General features: G+C 69.2%; 23 protein-coding genes. 14 read left to right on the top strand and 9 right to left on the bottom strand.

All coding sequences use genetic code 11. The annotated features are described in order from the left end of the window. Nucleotides 1-19: 19 nt before the first annotated feature. From ACWF0M_RS28565 to ACWF0M_RS28555, 3 genes are all read left to right on the top strand, one after another. Entirely contained in the window at nucleotides 20-1,141 is a 1,122-nt protein-coding gene (locus ACWF0M_RS28565) for a winged helix DNA-binding domain-containing protein (RefSeq protein WP_452238808.1), read from the top strand. A gap of 189 nt (nucleotides 1,142-1,330) precedes the next feature. Beyond that, nucleotides 1,331-2,524 carry a methionine adenosyltransferase gene (gene metK, locus ACWF0M_RS28560; RefSeq protein ID WP_452238807.1) on the top strand — a complete coding sequence of 398 codons (1,194 nt, stop codon included), beginning with the start codon at nucleotides 1,331-1,333 and terminating at the stop codon, nucleotides 2,522-2,524. 107 nt (nucleotides 2,525-2,631) lie between these two features. Further along, on the top strand, nucleotides 2,632-4,665 hold the full coding sequence (locus tag ACWF0M_RS28555) for a primosomal protein N' (RefSeq protein ID WP_452238806.1): 2,034 nt from the start codon (nucleotides 2,632-2,634) through the stop codon (nucleotides 4,663-4,665). A gap of 302 nt (nucleotides 4,666-4,967) precedes the next feature. Here the strand turns inward: ACWF0M_RS28555 and ACWF0M_RS28550 are convergent, their stop codons facing one another. Then, the gene (locus ACWF0M_RS28550) at nucleotides 4,968-5,957 is read right to left on the bottom strand and encodes an ArsR/SmtB family transcription factor (protein ID WP_452238805.1); all 990 of its coding nucleotides are present in this window, start codon (nucleotides 5,955-5,957) and stop codon (nucleotides 4,968-4,970) included. A gap of 63 nt (nucleotides 5,958-6,020) precedes the next feature. Here ACWF0M_RS28550 and ACWF0M_RS28545 point away from each other — a divergent pair, with 63 nt between their 5' ends. Next, complete coding sequence (locus tag ACWF0M_RS28545; RefSeq protein WP_452238804.1) at nucleotides 6,021-7,223, top strand: MDR family MFS transporter; 1,203 nt, start codon at nucleotides 6,021-6,023, stop codon at nucleotides 7,221-7,223. Here ACWF0M_RS28545 and ACWF0M_RS28540 read toward each other — a convergent pair. After that, nucleotides 7,165-8,505 carry an MFS transporter gene (locus ACWF0M_RS28540; protein WP_452238803.1) on the bottom strand — a complete coding sequence of 447 codons (1,341 nt, stop codon included), beginning with the start codon at nucleotides 8,503-8,505 and terminating at the stop codon, nucleotides 7,165-7,167. The two genes, ACWF0M_RS28545 and ACWF0M_RS28540, sit on opposite strands and share 59 nt — an antisense overlap. 97 nt (nucleotides 8,506-8,602) lie before the next feature. On the opposite strand from ACWF0M_RS28540, the gene ACWF0M_RS28535 reads away from it, so the two are divergent. Together ACWF0M_RS28535 and ACWF0M_RS28530 are read left to right on the top strand one after the other, a co-directional pair. Continuing rightward, nucleotides 8,603-9,589: an Lrp/AsnC family transcriptional regulator gene (locus tag ACWF0M_RS28535; RefSeq protein WP_452238802.1), complete on the top strand. Its 987-nt coding sequence runs from the start codon at nucleotides 8,603-8,605 to the stop codon at nucleotides 9,587-9,589. Further along, nucleotides 9,586-10,206 (top strand): HAD family hydrolase, encoded by a 621-nt coding sequence (locus tag ACWF0M_RS28530; protein WP_452238801.1) that lies wholly within the window; start codon nucleotides 9,586-9,588, stop codon nucleotides 10,204-10,206. Before ACWF0M_RS28535 ends, ACWF0M_RS28530 begins: the two co-directional genes overlap by 4 nt. 30 nt (nucleotides 10,207-10,236) lie before the next feature. Here the strand turns inward: ACWF0M_RS28530 and ACWF0M_RS28525 are convergent, their stop codons facing one another. Both ACWF0M_RS28525 and ACWF0M_RS28520 read right to left on the bottom strand, forming a co-directional pair. Next, complete coding sequence (locus ACWF0M_RS28525) at nucleotides 10,237-11,358, bottom strand: hypothetical protein (RefSeq protein ID WP_452238800.1); 1,122 nt, start codon at nucleotides 11,356-11,358, stop codon at nucleotides 10,237-10,239. After that, complete coding sequence (locus tag ACWF0M_RS28520) at nucleotides 11,359-12,366, bottom strand: C39 family peptidase (protein WP_452238799.1); 1,008 nt, start codon at nucleotides 12,364-12,366, stop codon at nucleotides 11,359-11,361. It lies immediately after the preceding gene. 412 nt (nucleotides 12,367-12,778) lie between these two features. Between ACWF0M_RS28520 and def the strand changes: the two genes are divergently transcribed. From def to ACWF0M_RS28500, 4 genes are read left to right on the top strand one after another with little or no spacing between them, the layout of a single operon-like run. Beyond that, on the top strand, nucleotides 12,779-13,327 hold the full coding sequence (gene def / locus ACWF0M_RS28515) for a peptide deformylase (protein ID WP_452238798.1): 549 nt from the start codon (nucleotides 12,779-12,781) through the stop codon (nucleotides 13,325-13,327). After that, the gene (fmt, locus tag ACWF0M_RS28510; protein WP_452238797.1) at nucleotides 13,324-14,250 is read left to right on the top strand and encodes a methionyl-tRNA formyltransferase; all 927 of its coding nucleotides are present in this window, start codon (nucleotides 13,324-13,326) and stop codon (nucleotides 14,248-14,250) included. Before def ends, fmt begins: the two co-directional genes overlap by 4 nt. Then, nucleotides 14,243-15,613: an RsmB/NOP family class I SAM-dependent RNA methyltransferase gene (locus tag ACWF0M_RS28505; RefSeq protein ID WP_452238796.1), complete on the top strand. Its 1,371-nt coding sequence runs from the start codon at nucleotides 14,243-14,245 to the stop codon at nucleotides 15,611-15,613. The genes fmt and ACWF0M_RS28505 overlap by 8 nt, the downstream gene beginning before the upstream one ends. Before the next feature lie 47 nt (nucleotides 15,614-15,660). Beyond that, nucleotides 15,661-16,653 carry a DMT family transporter gene (locus ACWF0M_RS28500; RefSeq protein ID WP_452238795.1) on the top strand — a complete coding sequence of 331 codons (993 nt, stop codon included), beginning with the start codon at nucleotides 15,661-15,663 and terminating at the stop codon, nucleotides 16,651-16,653. On the opposite strand, the gene ACWF0M_RS28495 is transcribed toward ACWF0M_RS28500, so the two are convergent. Beyond that, a complete protein-coding gene (locus tag ACWF0M_RS28495) occupies nucleotides 16,650-17,603 on the bottom strand; it encodes a DMT family transporter (RefSeq protein WP_452238794.1) in 954 nt (317 codons plus the stop codon). The two genes, ACWF0M_RS28500 and ACWF0M_RS28495, sit on opposite strands and share 4 nt — an antisense overlap. 100 nt (nucleotides 17,604-17,703) lie before the next feature. On the opposite strand from ACWF0M_RS28495, the gene ACWF0M_RS28490 reads away from it, so the two are divergent. Genes ACWF0M_RS28490 through ACWF0M_RS28475 form a run of 4 tightly spaced genes read left to right on the top strand, consistent with a single transcriptional unit; the run spans nucleotide 17,704 to nucleotide 22,980 of the window. Next, on the top strand, nucleotides 17,704-18,909 hold the full coding sequence (locus ACWF0M_RS28490; protein ID WP_452238793.1) for a cysteine desulfurase-like protein: 1,206 nt from the start codon (nucleotides 17,704-17,706) through the stop codon (nucleotides 18,907-18,909). Between the two features lie 33 nt (nucleotides 18,910-18,942). Continuing rightward, nucleotides 18,943-20,496: a hypothetical protein gene (locus ACWF0M_RS28485; RefSeq protein WP_452238792.1), complete on the top strand. Its 1,554-nt coding sequence runs from the start codon at nucleotides 18,943-18,945 to the stop codon at nucleotides 20,494-20,496. A 46-nt stretch (nucleotides 20,497-20,542) separates the two neighbouring features. Beyond that, nucleotides 20,543-21,703 (top strand): ROK family transcriptional regulator, encoded by a 1,161-nt coding sequence (locus tag ACWF0M_RS28480; protein WP_452238791.1) that lies wholly within the window; start codon nucleotides 20,543-20,545, stop codon nucleotides 21,701-21,703. An 8-nt stretch (nucleotides 21,704-21,711) separates the two neighbouring features. Then, a complete protein-coding gene (locus ACWF0M_RS28475; RefSeq protein ID WP_452238790.1) occupies nucleotides 21,712-22,980 on the top strand; it encodes a glycoside hydrolase family 125 protein in 1,269 nt (422 codons plus the stop codon). Nucleotides 22,981-22,997: 17 nt separating this feature from the next. Here the strand turns inward: ACWF0M_RS28475 and ACWF0M_RS28470 are convergent, their stop codons facing one another. Genes ACWF0M_RS28470 through ACWF0M_RS28455 form a run of 4 tightly spaced genes read right to left on the bottom strand, consistent with a single transcriptional unit; the run spans nucleotide 22,998 to nucleotide 25,542 of the window. After that, nucleotides 22,998-23,186 (bottom strand): SDR family oxidoreductase, encoded by a 189-nt coding sequence (locus ACWF0M_RS28470; protein ID WP_452238789.1) that lies wholly within the window; start codon nucleotides 23,184-23,186, stop codon nucleotides 22,998-23,000. Between the two features lie 8 nt (nucleotides 23,187-23,194). After that, complete coding sequence (locus tag ACWF0M_RS28465) at nucleotides 23,195-23,764, bottom strand: SDR family NAD(P)-dependent oxidoreductase (RefSeq protein WP_452238788.1); 570 nt, start codon at nucleotides 23,762-23,764, stop codon at nucleotides 23,195-23,197. Between the two features lie 43 nt (nucleotides 23,765-23,807). Continuing rightward, complete coding sequence (locus ACWF0M_RS28460) at nucleotides 23,808-24,653, bottom strand: ABC transporter permease subunit (RefSeq protein WP_452238787.1); 846 nt, start codon at nucleotides 24,651-24,653, stop codon at nucleotides 23,808-23,810. Next, entirely contained in the window at nucleotides 24,643-25,542 is a 900-nt protein-coding gene (locus ACWF0M_RS28455) for an ABC transporter ATP-binding protein (protein WP_452238786.1), read from the bottom strand. The genes ACWF0M_RS28460 and ACWF0M_RS28455 overlap by 11 nt, the downstream gene beginning before the upstream one ends. Nucleotides 25,543-25,595 lie beyond the last annotated feature (53 nt).

Genomic DNA, 25,595 nt, shown 5'->3' with positions numbered 1-25,595 from the left:
CCGCTCCTAGGCTGAGGGTATGGAGATCTCCTGGGAGGCCGTGGTTGCGCGGCGGGTGCGGCGGCATGGGCTGACCGAGGCGGCTGGGTCGCCGGTGGATGCTGTGCGGGCGATGTGTGGGGCGCATGCGCAGATCGCGGCGGCGGGTGAGGTGTCTGTGGCGCTGCGCGTGGACGGAGCTGACCGTGAGTCGGTGCAGCGCGACGAAGGGTTGGTGAAGACGTTCGGGCCGCGCGGGACCGTGCACCTGCTGCCGCTCGACGACCTGCCGATGTGGACCGGTGCGCTGTCAGTGCTGTCGGCGGGCGGCCAGCAGCCCGAACCCATCCGCATGACGCCGGACGAGCTCGACCAGGTCGTGGTCGCGATCGGTGAGGCCCTTGCCAACGCCGATCTGACCGTCGACGAGCTCACGGAGGAAGTCGTACGGCGTACCGGTGAATGGGCCCGGACGCCGACGATCCCGGCCTTCCAGGGCGCCTGGGCCCGCTGGCGTCAGGCGGTCCACGTCGCCGCGCACGCCGGTGTCCTCTGCCACGGGCCGATGCGCGGCCGACTCACGACGTACTCGAATCCGCACCGGCTCCGCGCGTTCGACCCGATGCCCGCTGAGAAAGCGCTCACCGAACTCCTGCACCGGTACCTCTACTCCTACGGTCCCGCGACGCCGCAGCAGTTCGCCCGCTGGCTCAAGGCCACGCCGACGATGGTGAAGCCGTACTTCGAGGACCTGCCGCAGGTCGAGCTCAACGGCCAGACCGCGTGGATCGCTCCCGACGACGAGTTGCCCGACGAGCGCGCGGAGGGCGTGAGGCTGCTGCCGTACTTCGACGCGTACGGCGTAGGCAGCTACCCGCGCGAACTGCTCTTTCCGGGCAAGGCGTTCGACCGCGCGACCGCCCGCGGCCAGGCCGGCAACTACCCGCTGCTTCTCGTCGACGGCATCGTGGCCGGCGTCTGGCACCACAACAAGGCCGGCCGGAAGCTGCACGTGACGGTCGAGGCGCTGACCCCGCTGAACCGCCGCCGCCGCAAGCTTCTGGACGCCGAGGTGGACCGGTTGGCTGCCATCCTTGGCGGCGCGCCTGATTGTGCGCCGTCGCTCACACTCGGCGACGTGACGGTCGGCGCGCACGCCTGATCCAGGACCTCCTGTCCAGGATATGATCGCGAATCTCGTATCCTGGATGAATTCGGAGCGTCACCGGGACTCGGGTGGAAACTGCTGGCATACTTCCCAAGATGCATCGCCAACCGCCGGTGCATGGGGGGATCGTGCGGCTGTGCCAACGCGCAACCGGGCGGCACAAGAGGAATCCGAGGGAGAACTGTGGCGAGGCGCCTTTTCACGTCCGAGTCCGTGACCGAAGGTCACCCGGACAAGATCGCTGACCAGATCAGCGACTCCATCCTCGACGCGCTGCTGGCCGAGGACCCGAAGAGCCGGGTTGCGGTCGAGACCCTGATCACCACGGGTCTGGTCGTCGTCGCGGGTGAGGTCACGACGACGGCGTACGTCGATATTCCGGGGATCGTGCGCGCGCGCATCCTCGAGATCGGCTACGACTCGTCCCTGAAGGGTTTCGACGGCGCGTCCTGTGGGGTGCAGGTCGCGATCGGAAGCCAGTCCCCAGACATCGCACAGGGTGTCGACACGGCGTACGAGACGCGGTCGGACGCGTCCAAGGACGAACTGGACCTGCAGGGGGCAGGCGACCAGGGACTGATGTTCGGCTACGCGTCCAACGAGACGCCGGAGCTGATGCCGCTCCCGATCACCATCGCGCACCGGCTGTCCGAGCGGCTCGCCGAGGTTCGTAAGAACGGCACCCTGGCGTACCTGCGGCCGGACGGCAAGACCCAGGTCACGGTCGAGTACGACGACGACAAGGCGGTCCGGATCGACACTGTGGTGGTGTCCAGCCAGCACGCGGCCGACATCAACCTGGACTCGATGCTGACGCCGGACATCAAGAAGCACGTGGTCGACCCGGTGCTCGAGCAGTTCGACATCGACGCGGCCGACTACAAGCTGCTGGTGAACCCGACCGGCCGGTTCGAGATCGGCGGCCCGATGGGCGACGCCGGGCTGACCGGGCGGAAGATCATCATCGACACCTACGGCGGGATGGCGCGGCACGGCGGCGGCGCGTTCTCCGGCAAGGACCCGTCCAAGGTGGACCGCTCGGCGGCGTACGCGATGCGCTGGGTGGCGAAGAATATCGTCGCGGCGGGGCTCGCGGACCGGGTCGAGTGCCAGGTCGCGTACGCGATCGGCAAGGCCGCGCCGGTCGGTTTCTACGTCGACACGTTCGGTACCGAGAAGGTCGCGGTGGAGAAGATCGCCGCCGCGGTCCGTGAGGTCTTCGACCTGCGGCCGGCCGCGATCATCCGCGACCTGGAGCTGCTCCGGCCGATCTACGCCCAGACCGCGCGGAACGGCCACTTCGGCCGCACCGGCGAGGACTTCACCTGGGAGCGCACGGACCGCGTCGAGGCCCTCAAGGCCGCGGTCACCAAGTAAGCACTACAGACGGCCCGGTCGCCTACACGGCGGCCGGGCCGTTAGTTGTCCACAGGCGGGCCGTCGGCCTCCGACGGAGTGTCGTCGCGGACGACTACAGTTTCCCGGTGACATCGAACGGAGACTCGCCGGAGCAGTTGACGCTGCTGCGCGACACCGTTCGCAAGTCACGAACCAAGGAACCGGCCGAGATCACCACGACGTTGCCGGTGGCCCGGATCGCGGTCGATGTCTCGCTCCCGCACCTGGACCGGCCGTTCGACTACCTGGTGCCGGACGACCTGGCCGCGGCCGCGCAGCCCGGTGCGCGGGTGAAGGTGCGGTTCGCCGGCAAGGACCTCGACGGGTTCGTGCTGGAGCGGCTCGACGCGTCGGACCACGACGGCAAGCTGGTCCGGCTCCGCAAGGTCGTTTCGCCCGAGCAGGTGCTCACGCCGGAGATCGCGGACCTGTGCCGAGCAGTCGCCGATCGGTACGCCGGGGTGCTCGCGGACGTCACACGGCTCGCGGTTCCGCCGCGGCACGCGAAGGTCGAGGGCGAGTCGCTGCACTGCGATCAGCCGCCGCGTCCGCCGGTGTCGACGTCCCGCTCGGAGTGGTCGCCGTACCCTCCTGGCTTTCTGGACGCGCTTGCCAGAGGAGAGGAGCCGCGTGCGGTCTGGACTGCCGTACCGGGAGCTGATTGGCCGCTCGCGTTCGCGCAGGCCGCGGCAGTGTGTGCGACGTCGGGCCGGGGCGCGCTCTTGCTGGCGCCGGACGCGCGCGACCTGGAGCGGCTCGCGGCTGCGTGTGCGGAGGTGCTGGGCGAGTCCGGGTTCGTGACGTTGTCGGCGGATCTGGGTCCGACGGCTCGCTATCGCGCGTTCCTGTCCGCGTTGCACGGCCGTGCGCGGGTGGTGATCGGGACGCGCGCGGCGGCGTTCGCTCCGGTGGCGGATCTCGGGCTGGTGGCGATGTGGGACGACGGCGACGAGTCGTACGCCGAGCCGCGCGCGCCGTACCCGAATGCCCGGGAAGTCCTGCTGCTCCGGGCGTTCCGGCAGAAATGCGCGGCGCTGATCGGAGGGTACGCGCGGTCCGCGGAGGCGGCGGCGTTGGTGGAGTCCGGGTTCGCGCACGAGCTGATCGCGGACCGGAAGGTGACGCGGGCGGCGGCGCCGTCGGTGCACATCGCGGGGGAGTCGGATATCGACCTGGCGCGCGATCCGTCGGCGCGCGCGGCGCGGTTGCCGTCCCGGGCGTTCGAGATCGCGCGCGAGGGTCTGCGGACCGGGCCGGTGCTGGTGCAGGTGCCGCGGGCCGGGTACTTGCCGAGTTTGGTGTGCCAGACGTGCCGGGCGCCTTCGCGGTGCTCCACGTGTGGCGGGACGTTGCGCCGTACCGGGGGATCCGGGCCGGCGAGCTGCAGCGTGTGCGGCCGGCCGGCGGCGGATCACCGGTGCCCGGAGTGCGGGGACACCCGGATGCGCGCGGCGATCATCGGCGCACGGCGTACGGCGGAGGAACTCGGGCGCGCGTTCCCCGGTGTCGTGGTGCGTACGTCGGGCGGGGACAACATGCTCGACGTCGTACCGGATGCGCCGGCGTTGATCGTCAGCACGCCAGGGGCCGAACCGGTCGCCGAGGGCGGGTACAGCGCAGCGCTACTCCTCGACACGTGGCTGATGCTCGCGCGCCCCGACCTCAGGGCATCCGAAGAGGCCGTACGCCGCTGGTTCAACGCGGCCGCCCTGGTCCGTCCGGCTAGCTCCGGCGGGATGGTGATCCTGGTCGGCGACCCGTCGGCGCTGCCGCTGCAGGCGATCGTGCGATGGAGCCCCGAGGGGTACGCCGCCCGCGAGATCGAGGAACGCCGTACCGCCCGCCTCGCCCCGGCCGCCAAACTCGCCGAACTCACCGGCCCGGCCGAATCCGTCAACGACCTCGTCACCCGCGTCCGCGACCTGATCCCACCGTCCGCCGGCCTCGAGGTCCTCGGCCCGGTCGACCTCGACGAAGACACCGTCCGAGCCGTCGTCCGCACCCCCCGCACCCACGGCACCGCCCTCGTCCGCTCCCTCAAAGAAGCCCAATCAGCCCGCACCACCAAGAAAAACCCCGGCACAGTCCGAATCCAGGTAGACCCCCCAACCTTCGGCTGACCTGGTCCGCTCCCGCGCCGCAGTCACGGACTGGGGTCGTGAGACAGGTTCTGGTGAGCTGGCACCTGGTATTTCCTGTCTGGTGCGCCCAAAGGGTGTCCGTTCCTCCGGCAACCGGCTGACGGTGCTCCTGTGTGGACGCGGTCCGCCGAAAACTGCATCTCGACAGTACGTATACGTCTAGCACCCGTTACCGCGCACCGTGCCGTGGGCCGGATCGGCGGACAGTGGACGTATACGTACTGTCGACCTGCACATATCCGGCAGCAGCCACACCTAACGCCCGAGGTGGGCTGCAGCGCTCACGCTGAGGTGGCGAGGGGGGTTGCGGCGGTGAGGAGCTGGTGGCCCAGGGGAGTGCGGTAGTAGAGGACAGTGCGGCCGTCGCGGCGGGACGTCACTACGCCGGCGTTGCGGAGGATGCTGAGGTGGACGCTGAGGGTGGGGGCCGTGACGCCTAGCTGGTGGGCGAGATGCGTTGTGGACATGGGTAGGTCGAGGTGGCTGACGATCGCGGCTCGGGTGCGGCCGACCAAGTCGGCGAGTGGGGAGTCGGTGGTGTCCTGACGGTCCTCCCACAGACGGCCGAGGCCGCGCGGCGGATACGTGACGGTCGGGACGTGCGGTGCTGCGGTGACGGCCAGCCCGGCCGGCCACGTGAAGACGCACGGCACCAGCAGCAGGCCCTGTCCGGTCATCGGTTCGCCGTCGCAGCAGAACGGCCGATCGATCTCGATGCGGTCGTCGGCGTACTTGATCGACGGATGCAGGTTGCGGAACAGCCTCTCAATCCCACCACTGGCCAGCTCGTCCAGCCGGAACGCGAGATCCTCCTGCAGCAGCGAACGCATCCGCCGCCAGTCGGGCTCGATCGCGCGTCGCCAGTACGTCTCGAGCGCTTTTGTGATCACGTCCAGCGCTTTCGCCGGGTGCGCGATCAGCTCGGGCAGCATCGGGCTCGGGTTCTCCGCGTGCAGCTTCGCGAGCTCGTCGGCGACCAGCGCGTGCGGTGTCGCGGCGATCGCGGCGAGGCCCGACTCCAGGCTCGTCGACCGGCGCGGCGGGGCCGGGGTGATGAAGTCCGGGATATAGCCGTACGACGGAATGAGGGCCCTGAGCAACGTCAGGTCATCGCCCTCGATCGTCGGCCGGACCTTCTGCAGCCACGGCCCGTGCACGCTGCGCGCGGTGTTGTTGCTCAGCGCCCGCACACTCGTCACGGCCTCCCAGACCGGCGACAGCGCGAACCGGATCCGCCCGATGTCGCCGGCGTTCAGCCTGATCGTGATCACCGGGTCAGATTAGCTCTGAGCCTAATCGTCGACAAGGCCGTGGCGAGCCCGGACAGTTGACCTATGAGCGCAATCGCCGTCGGCAACCCCACGCCCACCGCACTGCCGCGGGCCTTCTGGGCGTTGTGGGTGTGCCAGCTGGTCAACCGGCTCGGCAGCTTCGTGCAACCGTTCCTTGTTCTCTACCTGACCCACGATCGGCACCTCTCCGCTGGTACAGCGGGAGCGGTCGCGGCCGCTGTCGGGGCCGGAACCGTCTGCGCGCAGCTCGTCGGCGGCTGGCTGTCCGACCGGGCCGGACGCCGCGTGACGATGCTGATCTGCTTCTTCGGCACCGGCGCCGCGTTGATCCTGCTCGGATCCGCCCGTTCGATGGTGCTCATCTGGGTGACCGCCTTCCTGGTCGGCCTGCTGGGCGACCTGTTCCGCCCGGCGGTCCAGGCAACGGTCGCGGACCTGCTGCAACCGACCGAGCGGGTCCGCGCGTACGGCCTCCTGTTCTGGGCGATCAACCTCGGCTTCTCCGTCTCGACCGTCAGTGCCGGCGTCCTGGCATCCTTCGGCTATGGCCTGCTGTTCTGGGTGAATGCCGCCACGTCGGTGATTGCCGGTCTGGTCATCTGGATGATGGTGCCGGAGAGCCGCCCGGCGCCCGAGGACAACTCGGTCGGGCGGGCGCTGCTGCCGGTGGTCGCGCGCGACACGGTGTTCCTGCTGATGGTCCTGATCCAGATCGGCTACGCGACCATCTACATGCAGGGGTACTCGACGCTTCCACTGGCGATGGCGGGAGACGGTCTGTCGTCGCGGACGTACGGGCTCGTGATCGCACTCAACGGCGTGGTGATCGTGCTCGCCCAGCCGTTCCTCGGCCGATGGATGGCGAAGCTCGACCGGCCGAAACTGTTGGCCTCCTCGATGCTGGTGGTCGGGCTCGGGTTCGGTCTGGGAGCGGTCGTGCACACCTGGTGGGGCTACGGAATATCGGTCGTGGTGTGGACGATCGGGGAGATCGGTTTCGCCGCGGTCATCGGCGCGGTGTTCGCCGACCTCGCGCCGATCGACCTGCGCGGCCGCTACATGGGCCTGTCCGGTATGGCGTTCGGCGTCGGCACGGTGATCGGCCCACTGGCCGGCACCAACGCCCTCGAGCACCTCGGCTCCACCACCACCTGGCTCGCCTGCGCCGTCCTCGGCGTCGCGATCTTCATCGGCCAGTACGCACTGGCCCCCGCCCTGCACGCCCGCGCCAACTCGAACGCATGAGGTGAGCGGTCGCGACTGTCACCACGATGACCGCAACCGCTACCCACGCCGCGCGATCGATCGTCGCCGGGTGCCGCAGGAAGATCGTGCCGAACACCGCGACCCCGAGCGTTCCGCCGAACTGTTGCACCGCGTTCAGGAGTCCGGCCGCGGACCCGGTCTCGTGCGGCCCCACCCGGTGCAGTGCCTCGGTGAAGAACGCGGTCGTGAACAGTCCGACACCGGCTCCGCCGACAGCCAGTGCGGGCAGGAGCAGGTACGGCGCGATCGCGAGACCGAGGAGCAGTACGCCGAGTCCGACGTACATCAAGCGGGACCCGAGCCGCGTGACCAACCACTGGCCGGCGACGAGCGACGCGATCCCGGTTGCCGCGGACCAGGGCAGCAACGCGAGGCTCGAGCGCAGCACGCTGTGGTGCAAGGTCAGCTGCTGATGCAGTACGACGACCAACGTCAGACCGCTCAGCACCGCGAAGAACAACGTCGACGTGACGAGCGCTGGTGCGAACCCGCGGTGTGCGAAGAGGCTCCGCTCGATCAGTCGACCGTCCTTCCGCAGTAGGCACAACCCGAGTAGCGCGACTCCGGCCGCCAGGAGGAACCAGTCGCGGGACTGCAGGATCGGGTAGACGACGAGCGCCGTACCGCCGGTGAGGAACAGCGTTCCGAGGACGTCGATCCGTGGCGGTTGGGGAGAGGCGGACTCGGGGAGCCGGTGCGACAGGGCGAGTACGCCGACGCCGAGTGGCACGTTCACCAGGAAGACGACTCGCCAGGAGCTGGCCTCGGTGATGAAGCCGCCGAGCAGCGGACCAGAGATGCCGGCCAGGCCCATCACCGGACCGATCGTGCCGAGCGCCTTCGAGAGACCGCTCCCCGTGAAGCTCGACCTGATCAGGCCGATGGTCTGCGGGATCACCAGGGCGGCCGCGGCGCCTTGGACCGCGCGGAACCTGATCAGTTCGCCCGGAGCTGTGGCGAGTGCGCAGGCGGCCGAGGTCAGGACGAAGACCGTCACGCCGACGCGGAACATTCGCCGTCGGCCGAAGCGGTCGCCGAGCCGGCCGCCGGTGATCAGCAAGGCCGCGAACGGCAGCGTGTACGCCGCGCTGAACCACTGGATGTCCGCGGTCCGGCCGCCGAGCTCCGTGTGGATCACCGGCGCCGCGACCTGGACGATCGTCGCGTCGAGCAGATTCATCGCCTCGGCGACCAGCAGGGCGATCAAGCCGATCCATCGCATCTCGGTCTGGAATGGCAGGGCGGTGGGTTTGTTCGTCATGGCGCCACCATCCGCTGGGGACGAATGATCTTCCATCGAGCAGACAAAATCTGAGGGAATCTTCCATTGGAACGCCGCTGGAGCGATGATCATCACTATGGTGGATGCGATCGACCGGGGTCTGGTGCACGCGTTGCAGCTCGACGGCAGGGCGCCGTACAGCCGGATCGGGGAGGTGCTCGGCGTCTCCACACAGACCGTCGCGCGGCGGTTCAACCGGCTGCGGGCCGAGGCTGGACTGCGGGTGATCGGCCTGCCGGATCCGGAGGTCGCGGGTCGGGCGCAGTGGCTGCTCCGACTCACAGCCGCTCCGCACGCGGCGCAAGATCTTGCGGGAGCACTCTCCCGGCGTTCCGACACCAGCTGGATCAAGCTGGCGTCCGGCGGTACCGAGATCGTGTCGATCGTGCACAGCACCCAGTCCGACGGGAACGCGCTGCTCCTGCACGACATCCCGCGGACCGCCGGCATCACGTCGGTGTCCGCGCACTACCTGCTGCACATGTACGTCGGCGGTCCAGCAGCCTGGCGAGGACGCGCAAAAGCCCTCACGGCGGCCCAAGAGAGCGCGTTTGCGGCTGGGGTGGCGGATGTGGGCGCGGGGCGGGGAGTGGTGCGGGGGTTGAATGCTGGTGACGGGAAGCTGTTGGCTGCGCTCGGTGCGGATGGGCGGGCTACGCACGCGGAGCTCGCCGTGCGGACGGGGTGGTCAGCTGCGACCGTTGCGCGACGGCTGGAGGAGCTGCAGCACAGTGGCGCGATCTACTTCGATGTCGACGTCGACCCGTCCGCACTCGGCTTCACCACGAGCGCGATGTTGTGGTTGTCCGTGCCACCCGCACACCTCGACGCGGTCGGTCGCGGGCTGTCCGAGCACGACGAACTCGGTTTTGTCGCCGCGACGACGGGCCGGACCAATCTCGTCGCGCAAGCGATCTGCGCGAGCCCGAACGCCCTGCACACCTACCTGACCGAACGCGTCGGCGCGATCGAACACATCACCGCGATCGAGACCGTCCCGATCCTGCGGACCGTGAAGGCCGCGGCACCGTTCTCGGCGGGTCTCGTAGGGTTGCCCGTATGAGCGCACGGACGATCGACGTAGTGGTGTTCGATATCGGTGGGGTGTTGCTGGACTGGAGTCCGACGTACTTGTACGCGGACCTCATTCCGGACGAGGAGCAGCGGACGCACTTCTTGACCAACGTGGCCTCACCGGCCTGGAACCACAAGCTGGACGAGGGGCGGCCGTGGGCGGAGGCGGTGGTCGAGCTGACCAGTCTGCACCCGGAGCACGCCGAGTGGATCGAGGCGTACGACACCGGTTGGCTGAAGATGGTCAAGGGCGTGTTCGAGGACACCGCAGCGGTACTCGCGGAGCTCCAGGCGCTCGGCGTACCGACGTACGCGTTGACGAACTTCTCCGGCGACAAGTGGGAGGTCGCCAAGGAGGCGTTCCCGATCCTCACCCATTTCGACGGCGAGATCGTGTCCGGGGTCGAGCAGACGGTGAAGCCGGACGAGAAGATCTACCGCATCCTGATCGACCGGTTCGGCCTGGATCCGGCGCGCACGTTCTACACCGACGACATGGCGTACAACGTCGACGGTGCGCGTGCGGTCGGGCTCGACGCCGAGGTCTTCACCGGCGCCGCGGACCTGCGGACCCAGCTGCGTGCGCGCGGCCTGCCACTCCAGTGATCCGGTGACTTCCGGGCCAGAAGACCGCCCTTAGAGTGCGGCGGAGATGGTTTCGGTGTACGTCGGGGTGCTCGCGAGGTACGCCGCTTCGACGTACACCGTGTTGTCCTGGCACGTCATCGGCGTGAGCGCGACCCCGGGTTTGGCGGCGTACAGCCGTTGCGGGGCAGAGAGACCGGAGCGCCAGCGGCTGATCTGGTAGGTCTCCTCGCCGCCCGAACCGACCGTCCTCGTCTCCCACAGGATCCAGTTGCCGCAGGCAAGAATCGTGTCGGTGACGACAGTGCCGAGTGCGCGGGCGGGGGAGTCGCCGGACTCCCGGACGTACGCCTTGCTCTGGTACTGATCCGGGTCTGCGGCCGCGACCTCGGACCAGACCGTCGCGCCGCGGACCGTCGCGCCGCTCCACTGGATGCAGTTGGTTGCTGCAGGCACCGGTTGTGCGGCGCCTCCGGCCAGCGGAGCGGTGAGGATCCGTTTGCAGCGGCCGGCGGTCTCCGGCGCGATGATCTCGCTGAACGTCACCGTGTCCGCCGATACCACGGGATCGGCCACGTAGCCAGGTGCCGCGACGCAGGTGACGGTGCGGGACTTCAGCGTCGCGAGATCGGCGACGATCAGGCAGGAGCGGTTCTTCGCGTCGGTGGAACTGTAGGCGAACGTGCCGTCGTACGCGCCGATCTCCGGCTCGGAGACGGGCGGGAGTGCGGTCGGCGAGGCGGCCTTGCCTGTCGTGAGGTCGTAGCGGAGGATCTTGATCTGCGGGTCGGGGCCGTCGGTGCGAATGTCCTCGATCAGCGCCCAGTGGTCGTCGATGACGACGGGGGACTGGGCGATGAAACCGCTCGCGGGCACGTGCCGTACGACGACCTTCTTGGTGGCGCGGTCCGCGATGGTCGTCGTACCGGCCTCGTCGCTGCCGCGCGTCACGACGTACTTGCGTTGCTGGGTGACGAGGTGCTGACCGTCGACCGGTTGGCGCAGGACGTTTGCCCAGGCGGGCAGCGCCGTACCTGTGTCTGTTGGCCGAGTCGGCGTCGGGCGGCTAGGTGATGAACTGCTAGGTGACGGGCTGCTTTCCGGTGGGGTGGAGGAGCAGCCCGCCACGGTCAGGAGCAGAAGGGTGCTGACGGCAACGGTACGGCGACGCATTTACAGCCCGATGTTCTGGAACGAGTTGGCCAAGGTGGCGTTGAACAGCGCGCTTGCGGGGATGTTCTTCGGGCCGTCGGTGACGTTGCCGCGGCTGTTGAAGCGGCGCTCGTTGAACACCTCGAAGATCGCGATCGTGCCCTTCGCCTTGTCGTAGCCGCGGCCGACCTGGTAGTGCCCGCTGTGGTTGAAGGCGAGGTACGGGAAGTACCGCTTCAGCAGTTGGACGTGCTCGATCACCGGGGCCTTGTACACGCCGAGGTGCTTCTGGTGCACGGTGAAGAAGGTCTGCGCGTTCCAGCTCGACACGTTCTGCACGATGTACGTGCCGGCGGACTTGGGCCAGGCGGTCTTCAGGTTCGTCTGCTTCACCATCGCGGAGATCGCCGTACCCCCCGAGGTCGAACCGAGATCCTTCGCCCAGGACGCCTGGGTGTCCTTCTGGTTGTCGTCGGCCCAGTCGATCGACTGGAACGTCGCCGGACCACACCAGTACCCCTTCTCCTGCGAGGTCTGGAACCCCTTCATGATGTACGCCGACGCAGGCGCCACCACCGGAGCAGCCGGAGTCGACGGCACCTCCGTGGGCGTACCGACAGTAGGAACAGTCCTAGTCGGCACCGGAGTCGCAGTCGGAGTCGGAGTCGATGTCGGCGTCGCAGTCGGCACCGGAGTCGCGACTGGAGTCGGCGCCGGTGTGGGTTCTGGGTTCGGGGGTGGGGTTTCGGTTTCGGCGAGTTGGCGGAGTTCACGGGCCTTCTCGCGGCCGTTCCAGGCGGCTTCCATCTCGTCGAGTTCGGCGGTGACGCGCCGGCTCTTCGGCATCGCGGCGCGCTCGGCCACGAACGCGGCCGGCGTCAGATCACCGGTCTCCGTGGCGGTCTCGTCCGCGGTGCGCAGGTTCGGCTCGGCCATGAGTGCATGCCGCTGGGCGCCGGTCGGCACCTGGCTGACGAAGCCGAGGCCGAGGCAGTAGTTCTCGGTATCGAGCTTGAAACACCGGAGCATCGAGGCAGCCTGTGCCGACGTATCCGCCGACCGGAGCTGCACATCACCCGGCGACGTCTCCGTGACCTCCTGAACCACCTCACTCCACGACCTCGCCTCCGGCACTCCAGAGGTCGGTCCAGAGGTCGGTCCAGTAGGCGGCGCGGCGGGACGTGCGGCGTCGTGCGGTTGGTAGGCCTGGGCGGTGAGGGGTGCCTGGGTGAGCAGTGCACCCAGGACGATCAGAGTGGCCCCCCGTGCTGCTGTGAGCATTGGGTCTCCCGAGCGGCGTGTGACGGCAGTGACTGAGGGTACGCCTGGGACCACAGTACGTGCTTGTGGCAACAAACGGGAGAGGCCACCGGTCGGGAATCCGCCAGGTGCGCCCCGTAGACTTGCCCGGTCCAGGTCCGTGGAGTGCTGTGGAGTGTCTGTGTCCGTCCAACCCATCCGCCTGTTCGGCGACCCCGTGCTGATCACCAAGGCCGACCCGGTCGTCGACTTCGACGCCGAGCTGCGCCGCCTGGTCGCGGACCTCACCGACACCATGCAGGACGCGCCCGGTTCGGGCCTGGCCGCGCCGCAGATCGGTGTCGGCCTGCGCGTGTTCACGTACCACGTCGAGGGCGAGCTGGGGCACCTGATCAACCCGGAGCTGACGCTGTCGCTCGAGGAGCAGTTCGGCCCGGAGGGCTGCCTGTCGATCCCCGGCCTGACCTTCGACTGCCGCCGCGCCCAGTCGGTGATCGCCAAGGGCTTCAACATGTACGGCGAACCCGTGGTGATCGAGGGTTCGGACCTGCTGGCCCGCTGCATCCAGCACGAGACCGACCACCTGGACGGCGTCCTGTTCGTGGATCGGCTGGACCGCGAGACCCGTAAGCAGGCGATGAAGGCGATCCGCGAGTCCGACTGGTCCGGCCTCAGCGGCCCGCCCCAGCTCAAGGTCTCGCCGCACCCCACGAACGGATTCCAGCTGTGAGAGTCGTCTTCGCCGGTACGCCGGAACCCGCCGTCACCGCGCTCGAGGCGATCGTTGCCAGTCGCCACGAACTGGTCGGGGTCGTGACCCGCCCGGATGCGCCCGCGGGCCGGGGCCGCAAGCTCGTGGCGTCGCCGGTCGCGCAGTACGCCGAGGAGCTCGGCGGAATCGAGATCCTGAAGCCGGTGAAGCCGAGCGACCCCGAGTTCCTGGCCCGGCTGCGGGAGATCGCGCCGGACTGCTGCCCTGTCGTCGCGTACGGCGGGCTGCTGCCGCAGGCGGCGCTCGACATCCCCCGGTACGGCTGGATCAACCTGCACTTCTCGGTGCTGCCCGCGTGGCGCGGGGCCGCGCCGGTGCAGCACTCGATCATCGCGGGCGACGACGTGGCCGGGGCGAGCACGTTCCGGATCGTGAAGGCGCTCGATGCCGGCCCGGTGTACGGCGTACTCACCGAACCGATCGGCCCCGAGGACACGTCCGGCGACCTGCTGCAGCGGCTCGCGGTGTCCGGGTCGAAGCTGCTCGTCGACACGCTCGACGGGATCGAGGCCGGTGTGCTGGAGGCCCGCGAGCAGCCGGCCGACGGGGTGACGCTGGCGCCGAAGCTCACGGTCGAGGACGCCGAGCTGGATCTGAACGCGCCGGCGCAGCGCGTCGATCGGCTCGTGCGCGGGTGCAACCCGGCACCCGGTGCGTGGACGACGTTCCGTGGCGAGCGGCTGAAGATCCTCGCCGTACGGCTGAGCGACGACGAGCTGAAGCCCGGCGAGCTGCAGGCGACCAAGTCGAGTGTGAAGGTCGGCACCGGGAGCAAGGCGATCGAACTCGTGACGGTCCAGCCGCAGGGCAAGAAGCCGATGGCTGCGGCCGACTGGGCCCGCGGCATCCGGCTCACTGACGAGGACGTTCTAGGTGAGTGATCGGAACGCGCGCAACAGGGCGCCGCAGCGGCGTCCGGATCCGGTACGGCGGGTTGCGTACCAGGTCATCCGCCAGGTGACCGCTGAGGGCGGCTACGCGAACCTCGCACTCAACAAGGCCCTCCGCGACGCGCGACTCGGCGGCCGTGATGCCGCGTTCTGCACCGAGCTGGTGCACGGCACGCTGCGCTGGCAGGGGACGTACGACGCGTTCCTGGCGCGGTGCGTCTCGCGTCCACTCGCGGACCTCGACCCCGAACTCCTGGACGTGCTCCGCCTCGGCGCCCATCAGCTGCTCAACATGCGGGTTGACTCGTACGCCGCGGTGGACGAGATGGTCACTCTCACTCGGTCCGAGCTCGGACAGAAGCGCACGGGCCTGGTCAACGCGGTGCTACGCAAGATCAGTCAGCGCTCGCTGGACCAGTGGATCTCCACGACAGCGCCCTCGCCGGCAGAGGATCTCCTGGGGTATCTGGCGATCGCCGAAGCCCATCCGCGGTGGGTGATCGAGGCGTTCGACCGGGTTCTCGACGAGGGCCTGGAGGAGTTGCTTGTCGCCGACAATGAGCCGCCGCGGGTGAGTTTGGTGGCTCGTCCTGGGTTGTCGGACGTGGACGAGCTGGTTGATGCCGGTGCGGTGCCGGCGCGTTGGTCGCCGTACGGCGCGGTGCTCGACGGTGGTGGGGATCCGGGTCGTATCGGAGCGGTCGCGACCGGGCGGGCCGGCGTACAGGACGAAGGTTCGCAGCTCGTCGCGATCGCGCTGGCGTCCGCGAAGGTCGACGGTGACGACGCGAACTGGCTCGACCTGTGCGCGGGACCAGGCGGCAAGTCGGCGCTGCTCGCGGCGCTGATGCCGGACGGTCAGCTGACCGCTGTGGAGCCCCTCAAGCACCGTGCGGAGTTGGTGCGCCAGAATCTGCGCGCGATCCCCGGCAACCACAAGGTGCTCGTCGGCGACGGGACGAAGCCCACTTGGCCGGAGGGCTCGTTCGACCGCGTGCTGGCCGACGTACCGTGCAGTGGCCTCGGTGCGCTGCGCCGCCGTCCGGAAGCCCGCTGGCGCCGTACGCCGGAAGACGTCGAGGAGCTTCGCCCGCTCCAGGAGGCGTTGCTCGACTCGGCGATCACGTCGGCCCGGTCGGGTGGAGTGGTCGCGTACGTGACCTGCTCGCCGCATCCCGACGAGACCCGTGCGGTGGTCGACGCTGTCCTGAGCCGCCGCGACGACGCGACCCTCGAGGACGCACGACCGCTGTTCCCCGGCGTACCGGATCTGGGTGACGGACCCGATGTCCAGCTCTGGCCGCACCTGCACGGCACCGACGCGATGTACCTGGCGCTGATCCGCCGGTCATAATCCGGACCGGTGTCAGGCGCTATCGGTCGAACGGTCATGATGGTGAGGTGACAACGACCGCCACCCGTCCCGCGCCCTCGACCCGGCGGCACCACGTCGTCGGACTCACTTCGGCCTTCGGGATCGGGATGCTGGTCGCGGTCCAGTCCCGCCTGAACGGCGAGCTCGGCGGCATTCTCGGCGACGGGATCGCGGCGGCGCTGATCTCGTTCGGCTCCGGCCTGCTGATCCTGCTGGTCGCGACGGCGCTGGTGCCTCCGGTTCGGCGCGCGCTGGCCAAGGTGTGGTGGACGATCCGGCGGCCGATGCGCGGGTACGGCGGTCTGCGCTGGTGGCAGTGTCTCGGCGGACTCGCGGGCGCGTTTCTCGTCGCGACGCAGTCGATCACCGTCTCTGTGATCGGTGTCGCGGTGTTCCTGGTGGCGGGTGTGGCCGGGCAGGCGATCAGCAGCCTGGTCGTCGACCGTCTCGGATTCGGTCCGGCCGGCCCGCAGCCGCTCACCGCCGTACGGATCGTCGGCGCACTGATCGCGCTCGCCGCGGTCGGCCTGGCCGTGTCGGGGCAGCTGAGTCACCCCGACGGTCTGATGCTGGCGATCCTGCCCGCGCTGGCCGGCGTCGGTACGGCGGTGCAGCAGGGGATTAACGGTCGGGTGGCGCGGGCTGCAGCACCCGATGCGTACGGCGCGGTCGCGGCCGGGGTCGTGAACTTCCTGGTCGGGTTCGTCGCGCTGCTGATCGTGTTCGCCGTCGATCTCGCGCTGCGCGGTGCGCCACGGCACCTGCCGAGCGAGCCGTGGCTGTACCTCGGCGGCTCGTGCGGCGTCATCTTCATCAGCGCCGCGGCCGCCGTGGTTCGAGTGGTCGGCGTCTTCGTGCTCGGCCTCGGCACGATCGCCGGCCAACTGATCGCGAGCCTGTTCATCGACGTCTTCCTACCGGTCGCCGACAAGCCGATCACGACCCCGGTCGTCGCCGGCACCCTGCTCGCACTGGTCGCCGTGGTGGTCGCCGCCGTCCCCAACCTCCGCGGCCCCTAGGTGGCGGGTGCCTCCACCGGGACCCTGCGGCGGAAGCCTCCCAGGACGCCTTGGGAGACTGCTACGCCGAGCAGGACGACGAGGCCGCCGACGGGCTGGTACCAGGTGAGGTGTTCGTGCAGGACGAGGACGCCGACGATGATCGAGAAGATCGGCATCAGGTACGTGACCATCGACGAGCGGCTGGCGCCGATCAGCCGGATGTTGCGCATGTTGAGGACGAACGCGAGTCCGCTGCCGAGCGCGCCGAGGGCGAGAACGCTCAGCACCACCTTGGGTGACAGCGACCACGGCGCCGGGGGAGCCTGCCCGGTGACCAGGGGAGCGACGACGGCCAGCTGGACCGTTGCGCACAGCAACAAGCTTGTGGACAACGCTGTACCGGACAGGGTCGTCCCGGCCAGGAATCGTTTCTGGTAAGGGATCGCGAGCCCGTAGAAGACCGCGGCCAGCATGCACAGTCCTTGGCCGAGGAGGTCCGCCCCGGCGTTCACCCGCCAGGCTCCGAGGACGACGAGCATCCCCACGAACCCGATCAGCAGCCCGAATCCGCGCTGCGCCGAGAACTTTTCGGTCCGGAAGATCAGGACCGCGATGGGCAGCACGACCAGCGGGGTGATCCCGTTCCAGATGCCTGCGAGCAGGGACGGGATCCGCTCCTCGCCGTACCCGAACAGGGTCCACGGGATCGCCGAACCGATCGCCCCGACCACGAACGAGTGCGCCCACAGCCGCGGGTCCCGGGGGAGCGGCTCGCGTTTCAGGGCGAGGATCGCGAGCAGTACGACGGATCCCGCGACCACCCGTCCGAGCGCGAGGTAGAGCGGCGGCAACTCGCGGACGCCGACCGAGATGAACAGAAAGCTGCAGCCCCAGATGGCCGCCAGCGCCACCATGACGGGAAGCCACGCCCGCACCGGTGCCTTGTCAGTAGTCGTTACCGTGCTCACTCCTGACATCCTGCACTACTCCGCCGACAGTTCGCGCATTTATATCCGCATTCGGGCAGGCGCTGGCGTCGGCTGTCAGGAGCGAGAGAGGATGACGCGCATGAGTGCCTTTGAGGTCGTCGCCGTTCGGAAGCAGTTCCCCGCGCTCGACGAGGGAGCGGCGCATTTCGACGGCCCTGGTGGTTCGCAGACGCCACAGGCCGTCGCCGACGCGGTGGCACGGACCATGACCTCGGCGCTCGCCAACCGCGGCCAGCTGACCGCCGCCGAGCGTCGCGCCGACGAGATCGTCGTCGGCGCCCGCCAGGCGATGGCCGACCTGCTCGGCACCACCGCGCAGGGGATCGTGTTCGGCCGCAGCATGACGCAGCTCACGTACGACTTCTCCCGCACTCTGGCCAAGTCCTGGTCCGCAGGCGACGAGGTGATCGTCACCCGCCTCGACCACGACGCGAACGTCCGCCCGTGGGTCCAAGCCGCCGAGGCTGCCGGCGCCACGATCAAGTGGCTCGGTTTCGACCCGGAGACCTCCGAACTGGACGACATCGCCCCGCTGCTCACCGACCGCACGCGCCTCGTCGCGGTCACTGCCGCGTCCAACCTCCTGGGCACTCGCCCCGACACGCAGAAGATCGCCGACCAGGTGCACGAGGCCGGGGCGCTGATCTACGTCGACGGCGTCCACCTCACCGCGCACGCTCCGATCGACGCGCGGTACGCCGACTTCTACGTCTGCTCGCCGTACAAGTTCTTCGGCCCGCATCTCGGCGTACTGACCGCGACGCCCGAGCTGCTCGAGACGTTGATGCCCGACAAGCTGGTGCCGTCGACGGACGTCGTACCGGAGCGCTTCGAACTCGGGACGCTGCCGTACGAGCTGCTCGCCGGCACGACCGCTGCGGTCGACTTCATCGCCGGTCTCGCGGGCACCGGCGGCACCCGGCGGGAGCGCCTGATCAGCTCGCTGGAGGCCGCCGGTGCGCACGAAGACGCGCTCCGTGACGATCTCGAGGCCCGGCTGAAGGCGATCCCCGGCGTCACCCTCTACGGCCACGCCGCGAACCGGACGCCGACCCTCCTCTTCACCGTCGACGGTCACTCCCCGGCGGCGGTCTCCGAGCACCTCGCGAAGGCGGGCGTGAACGCCCCGGCCGGTTCGTTCTACGCCTACGAGCCCGCCCGCCACCTCGGTCTCGGCCCGGCCGGTGCGATCCGCGCCGGTCTCGCGCCGTACACGGACCAGTCGGACGTGGACCGTCTCGTGGCCGCGGTTTCCGCCTTGACCGGCCCGAGAAGCACTAACTAAAGTCTCTGGGGAAATTAACTCCGAGGGAGCCACGTGAGAGAACCGAGCGCTGTTTTCGTCCAGGTGGATCCCTCGGGAGAGTTGGTCGCCCCGGCGCGCGCCGGGGCCGAGATCAGCTGGTACGACGGAGCGGTCGAGGTCACGGCCCAGCGGATCTCCCGGGTCGCGCTCCGCTGGTCGGAGAAGCTGCCGAGCGACGCGCTGATCCTCGGCGACGCGTGGGAACGTTCGTACGGCGACCTGCAGTGGCGTCACCAGCAACCCGAGCGCCTCCTGCCTTGGTACTTCCTCGCCCACTCGGCAGCAGGCACGTTCGGCATGGGCGTCGACGTACAGCCGAACGCGTTCTGCGCCTGGACGGTCGACGGTGACGGCTTCACCCTCTGGCTCGACCTGCGCAACGGCGGCGGCCCCGTGGTTCTGGACGGACGTACGCTGACAGCAGCAGTCGTGCGACGATTCGAGGACGCTGGCACACCCTGGCTGACCCTGAACGCAGCGGTCGCCTCCATGAGCACCCGGCTACCGGCGCGACCTGAGCCCGCGCCGGTGGCCGGGCCTGTAGTTGGTGCCAACAACTGGTACTACGCGTACGGCGAGAACTTCGATGAGAAGGCCGTCCTCAAGGACGCGTCGACGATCGTCGAGCTCGCCGACGGTCACCCGGTGAAGCCGTTCAGCGTCGTCGACGACGGCTGGTACCCGGGCGGAATCGCCTCCGGCGGACCCTGGGACCGCGGTACGCCGGGAGTCTTCGACGACCTGCCCGGTACGGCGGCCGCGATCAAGGCGATCGGTGCGCGACCGGGCCTGTGGTTCCGCCCGCTCCTGGTCCGCGCGCCGTCGACGCTGGCCTCGAAGGGCCCGCACGACAAGCCGGGGCGCGCGCTCGATCCGTCGTACCCGGAGGTCCTGGACGGTGTCCGCGCGGACCTGCAGCGGTTCAAGGACTGGGGTTTCGAGCTGGTCAAGCACGACTTCAGCACGTACGACGTGTTCGGTGCTTTCGGTCCTGCGATGGGGTCACGGCTGACGCGCGATGGCTGGCAGTTCCATGACCCGTCGCGGACAACGGCCGAGATCATCCTCGCGTTCTACCGCGAGATCCGCGCGGCGGCCGAGGGCGTCGTACTGATCGGCTGCAACACCGTCGGCCATCTCGCTGCCGGCCTCGTCGACGTCCAGCGCACCGGCGACGACACGTCCGGCCGGGACTGGGAGCGGACCCGGAGGATGGGCGTCAACACGCTCGCGTTCCGGCTCCCGCAGCACAACCGGTTCTTCACGGTCGACGCCGACTGCGTCCCCTGTACGCCACAGACGCCGTGGGAGCTGAACGAACGGTTCCTGGACCTGGTCGCGCGCTCCGGTACGGCGTTGTTCCTGTCGATCGATCCGGCCGCCCGGACCGAGCGCACGGACCGCGCGTTGCGCGACGGTATACGGTTGGCGCTCAATGGCGGCGCGGTGAGTGAGATCGAGCCGGCCGACTGGCTCGTGAACACCACGCCGAACGTGTGGCGGGCGGGCGACGACACCATTCGTTACGACTGGTCGCAACCGTGGGGTGCGGATCCAATTGGTTAGACGGGGGACGAACCTCGATCGCGTCGGGGGATTCAACGATGCCGTGGTGCTGGACGCGATCCGCCGCAGCGAGCAGCTGAGCCGCGTCGAGCTGGCCGAGGCGACCGGCCTGTCCGGTCAGGCGATCTCCAACATCGTGCGCCGCCTGCTCGACGCCGGCCTGGTCCGCGAAGCCGGCCGGTTGCGCGGCGCCGGCCTCGGTAAACCACGGACCCTGCTCGAGCTCGAGCCCACCGGTCAGTACGCCGTCGGCGTCCATCTGGATCCGTCCGTCGTCACCGTCGTACTGCTCGATCTCACCGGCGAGGTGGTCGCGCGGCGGCCGGTCGACCAGTACGCCGACGACCCCGGCGTACTCATCGACGGCATCGCGAAGACGATCGAGGAAGTGATCGCCGCGTCCGGTGCACCGCGCGACCGGGTCTCCGGTGTCGGGATCGCCGCGCCCGGGCCGATCGACGTCGAGCGCGGTGTGGTCGTCGACCCGCCGAACCTCTCGACCTGGCACCTCGTCCCGCTCCGCGACGAGCTGAGCGAACGGACCGGTCTGCCGATCGTCCTCGACAAGGACGTGACCGCGGCCGCGTCCGCGGAGAAGTGGGCCGGTCAGGGCGGCAGCTTCGTGTTCTTCTACCTCGGCACCGGTGTCGGCGCCGGGTTGGTGATCGGTGACGAGGTGGTCCGTGGTTCGTCGAGCAACGTCGGCGAGATCGGCCACGTGATCGTCGATCCCGACGGTCCGCTCTGCTACTGCGGGCGGCGCGGGTGCGTCGGTGAGGCGAGCCAGCCCAGATACCTGGTGGAGCAGGCGATGCGCGCCGGAGTACTTGCCGAAGGCATCGACCTCGACGACCGGCTCGCGGTGGAAACCGCCTTTGCCCAGCTGTGCGCGCACGCCGGCAGCCCGGGTGCCGCCCTGGACATCCTCACCACGCTCGCGGAGCGGATCGCCAAAGTGGTCGAGGACATCGCGAACCTGCTCGACCTGGAGCGCGTCGTCTTCGGCGGCCCGCACTGGGAGCAGCTCGCCCCGGTTCTGCACGACCGCGTGCGCACCGCGCTGGAAGGACGTTTCCTGCTGGCGGCAGTGCACCCGTTCGACGTCACGGGTACGGCGCTCGGCGCGGATGTCGGCGCGATCGGCGCCGCGAGCCTGGTCCTCGACCGCACGTTTTCGCCCAGCCCCTCACTGATCGGTGAAAGGTAGAAGTGTTGATGATCGACCCCGAGGTCCTCGCCCGCGCCGCTGCGGCCGTCCGGGAGGCCACCGGTGACGACGCGATCGCGGAGATGTTCCAGCGCTCGATGGCCGGCAACCTGCCGGCCGTCGCCGAGCCGCTGCCGGACGGTACGACGTTCGTCCTCACCGGCGACATCCCGGCGATGTGGTTGCGTGACTCGGCCGCGCAGCTCCGCCCGTACCTGCTGCTGTGCAAGGACGACCCGGGCCTGCAGGACGTCCTGATCGGCGTGCTTCACCGGCAGCTCGAGTACGTCGTCCTGGACCCGTACGCGAACGCCTTCAACCAGGACGCGAACGGCGCCGGGCACACCTCGGACGAGACCGAGATGTCGCCGTGGGTGTGGGAGCGCAAGTACGAGATCGACTCGCTGTGCTTCCCGCTCGAGCTGGCGTACCGGCTGTGGCGGATCACCGGTCGCGCGGACGTGATCGACAACCGGTACCGGGCCGCCGCGGAGGCGATCGTCGAGCTGTGGACCGTGGAGCAGGATCACGAGGCGCGTTCGCCGTACCGCTTCCAGAGGCACCACGACCGTCCGTCGGACACGCTCGTCCGCGAGGGACGTGGGCGGCTGACGCGACCGACCGGGATGTCGTGGAGCGCGTTCCGGCCGAGTGACGACGCGACGGAGCTGGGCTTCAACGTGCCCGGGAACATGTTCGCGTCGGTGGTGCTCGGGTACCTGCAGGAGATCGCGACCGAGGTACTGCGGGACGAGCCGCTGGCCGATCGCGCGAAGACGTTGAAGGCCGAGATCGACGAGGGCATCGCTTCGTTCGGCACGGTGGAGCATCCGGAGCACGGTCGCGTCTACGCCTACGAGGTCGATGGGCTGGGCGAGACGTTGCTGATGGACGACGCCAACATGCCGAGCCTGCTGTCGATCCCGCTCACCGGGTACGCCGCCCCGGACGACCCGACGTACCTCGCGACGCGCTCATTGCTGCTCAGCCCCGAGAACCCCTACTACTACAGCGGAACCGCGGCCGCCGGCATCGGCAGCCCGCACACCCCGCCGCGCTACATCTGGCACATCGCCCTTGCCGTACAGGGGATTTCGAGCACGTCGGCGGAGGAACGCCAACAGCTGCTGGAACTCCTCCGCGACACCACCGGCGGCACCGGCCAGATGCACGAGGGCTTCGACGTCGACGACCCCCGCAAGTTCACCCGAGAATGGTTCTCCTGGGCCAACGCCATGTTCTGCGAACTAGCCCTGATCCACGCCGGCATCAGCTGACCTCGGCGGGTGCGGCACTAGGCCGAGCCGCCGTTGCTCTTGAGTAGTTGGGCGTTGATCCATTGGCCGCGCTCGGAGCAGAGGAACTCGACCAGGTTGGCGGTGTCCTCCGGCGTACCGAGTCTTCCGAGCGGCGTCTGCCGGGTACCGGCGCTGCGGATCTCGTCGGTCATCCAGCCGGTGTCGATCGGGCCGGGGTTGATCACGTTCGCAGTCAGGCCCAGGTGGGAGAGTTCCTGCGCGGCCGCCAGTGTGTGATGCGGTCCAAGGCGCCCTTGCTCGCGCCGTACGGCAGGTTGTGGACTGTGTGGTCGCTGGTCAGCGCGACGATCCGGCCGGTGCCGTGCGGTCCGGCGAATCGCCGGGCGTACTCGCGGATCAGTAGCCACGTCGCCCGCGCGTTGACCGCGAAGTGCCGGTCGAAGCTCTCGATCGTGGTGTCGAGGATGCTGGAGTCGACTGACTCACAGTGGCACATGACGAGCGCCGTGACGTTGCAGAGCTGTTCCTCGGCGGCGACGAAGATCCGCTCGGGTGCGTCGGCTTCGACGAGATCGGCTTCGATCGGTACGACGGTGGCGCCGAGGGCCGTGAGCTCCTGAGAGATCTCGTCCGTGGCCCCGGACTGGACGCCCCACCGCATGCGTTCGTCGTACGCCGTCCAGTAGGTGAACGCGATGTCCCACCCCGAGGCGGCCAGGCGGCGGGCGATGCCGGCGCCGATGCCAACGGTCCGGCCGACGCCGGTGACGAGGGCTACTGGTCGTTCGGCTGGGTGCGTCATGCCCGCGATACTGCTGGACCCCGGCGCGGGGAGCAACTGTGTTTCAGGTGACGTCCCTCCGTCGCGTGGTCCAGGCGGCGAGGACCGCGAAGACTGCGCAGTAGGCGAGCAGGGTCAGTAGGGCGCGGCCGCCGTCGACGGCGTCGCGGACGCCTGGTGGGGCGTCGGTGGCTGCCATTCCTGTCACGCTGAAGACGAGGGAGCCGGCGTTGGTGCCAGGCAGGATGTTGGCCAGCCATTTGAGGCTCGGTAGCAGGCTGCTCACCACGCCGGCCAGTAGCGTCTCGATGCCGAGGATCCACACGACGCCGAGGCCGATCGGCAGCGCAACGTTGCGGAAGGCAACGGCCAGCACGGCGCCGGCCAGGCACCACGTCATCAGCACCAGCCAGCCGCCCGCGAGTCCTTGCACGAGATCGCCGGCGCCCGGCCAGCTCGTCGAACCGTCTTCGGCCGCGGCGATGCCGACGCTGCAGAGTGCGCAGGCGGCGAAGATCCCGAGCACCCAGAGCGCGATCATCGTGCCCAGCGCCAGGAACTGCGCGCCGAGGATCGTGCCGCGCCGTGGGCGCTGGGTGAGGACGGTCTTCAGCGTTCCCCAGGTGTACTCGCCGCCGATCACGATCGCGCCCAGTACGAGTGCGAGCGCGCCGGCGAAGATCGGGTACCCGCCGATCGTGTTGTCGATGACGTGGGCCGGCAGCATGCCGCGGAGGATCTCGGCGCGCGGTACGCCGTCGGTCTGCGGGTTGTCGTCACCGGTCGCGTAGCCGAGGTACGGCAGCAGGTAGCCGAAGATCAGGCTCAGCACCAGGCCGGCGCCGAACAGCACCCAGACGGCGGATCGCTTGCGGAGCTTGAGGATCTCCGCGCGGTAGCTACCCAGCATCGCTCTGCTCCTTCGCGGTGGTCAGCTCGAAGAAGATGTCCTCGAGCGCTCGCTCGCCGGTGCGCAGCTCGGACACTTCGATCCCGGCCTCGACGAGCGCGCGGTTCACCTCGGCGGCCTTCGCGGGATCCACCTGCACCCGCAGCGTGTCGTCGTACTGGTGAACGCTGCCGAAGCGGGTCAGGAGTCGCTGCGCGTCCTCGCGAGGGGTGGCGCGGACGACGAGTTCCTGCTCGCCGCGCAGCTCCTCGACGTTGTGCTCGGCAACCATTCGGCCGGCGTTGATGATGCCGACCCGGTCGCAGATCTGCTGCACCTCGCCGAGCAGGTGGCTGGACAGCAGCACGGTCCGGCCTTCGGTGCCGAGCTCGCGGATCAGCCGGCGCATGTCGCGCATGCCGGCCGGGTCGAGTCCGTTGGTCGGCTCGTCGAGGATCACCAGCTCCGGGTCCTTGAGGAGCGCGGCCGCGACACCGAGGCGTTGCTTCATCCCCAGGGAGTACGTCGAGAACCGGTCCTTCGCGCGATCGGTGAGGTCGACGAGCTCGAGCACCTCGTCGATCCGCTGCCGCGACACCCCGGCGTACTCGGCCAGCAGCCGCAGGTTGTCGAGCCCCGACAGGTACGGGTAGAACGCCGGCGACTCGATCATCGACCCGGTCCGCCCCAGTACGTCGGACTCCCCGGGCCGCCCGCCCAGCACCCGCACGCTCCCGCTCGTCGGCGCGATCAGCCCGGTCAGGATCCGGAGCGTGGTCGTCTTCCCCGCCCCGTTCGGCCCGAGGAACCCGTACACCTCACCCGGCAACACGTTCAGATCGACACCATCAACCGCCAAGGTGCCGCCGTACCTCTTGGTCAGCCCACTGACCTCAACTAGCGCATCCATGCATCGAGAGTGCCGCGCACAAGCCACCCACCGCGTCGCCTCGAGGGAGTGAC

This window comes from Kribbella sp. NPDC055110, from assembly GCF_053607525.1.
The sequence above is the reverse complement of the archived record's forward strand: the minus strand, read 5'-3'. Positions and strand labels throughout refer to the sequence as shown.

Coding starts and splice junctions, on each gene's coding strand:
- ACWF0M_RS28475 (WP_452238790.1), top strand. CDS start 21,712: ATGATCGACCCCGAGGTCCTCGCCCGCGCCGCTGCGGCCGTCCGGGAG.
- ACWF0M_RS28540 (WP_452238803.1), bottom strand. CDS start 8,505: ATGACGAACAAACCCACCGCCCTGCCATTCCAGACCGAGATGCGATGG.
- ACWF0M_RS28525 (WP_452238800.1), bottom strand. CDS start 11,358: ATGCGTCGCCGTACCGTTGCCGTCAGCACCCTTCTGCTCCTGACCGTG.
- ACWF0M_RS28455 (WP_452238786.1), bottom strand. CDS start 25,542: ATGGATGCGCTAGTTGAGGTCAGTGGGCTGACCAAGAGGTACGGCGGC.
- ACWF0M_RS28460 (WP_452238787.1), bottom strand. CDS start 24,653: ATGCTGGGTAGCTACCGCGCGGAGATCCTCAAGCTCCGCAAGCGATCC.
- ACWF0M_RS28465 (WP_452238788.1), bottom strand. CDS start 23,764: ATGACGCACCCAGCCGAACGACCAGTAGCCCTCGTCACCGGCGTCGGC.
- ACWF0M_RS28565 (WP_452238808.1), top strand. CDS start 20: ATGGAGATCTCCTGGGAGGCCGTGGTTGCGCGGCGGGTGCGGCGGCAT.
- ACWF0M_RS28545 (WP_452238804.1), top strand. CDS start 6,021: ATGAGCGCAATCGCCGTCGGCAACCCCACGCCCACCGCACTGCCGCGG.
- ACWF0M_RS28490 (WP_452238793.1), top strand. CDS start 17,704: ATGAGTGCCTTTGAGGTCGTCGCCGTTCGGAAGCAGTTCCCCGCGCTC.
- ACWF0M_RS28520 (WP_452238799.1), bottom strand. CDS start 12,366: ATGCTCCGGTGTTTCAAGCTCGATACCGAGAACTACTGCCTCGGCCTC.
- ACWF0M_RS28535 (WP_452238802.1), top strand. CDS start 8,603: ATGGTGGATGCGATCGACCGGGGTCTGGTGCACGCGTTGCAGCTCGAC.
- ACWF0M_RS28530 (WP_452238801.1), top strand. CDS start 9,586: ATGAGCGCACGGACGATCGACGTAGTGGTGTTCGATATCGGTGGGGTG.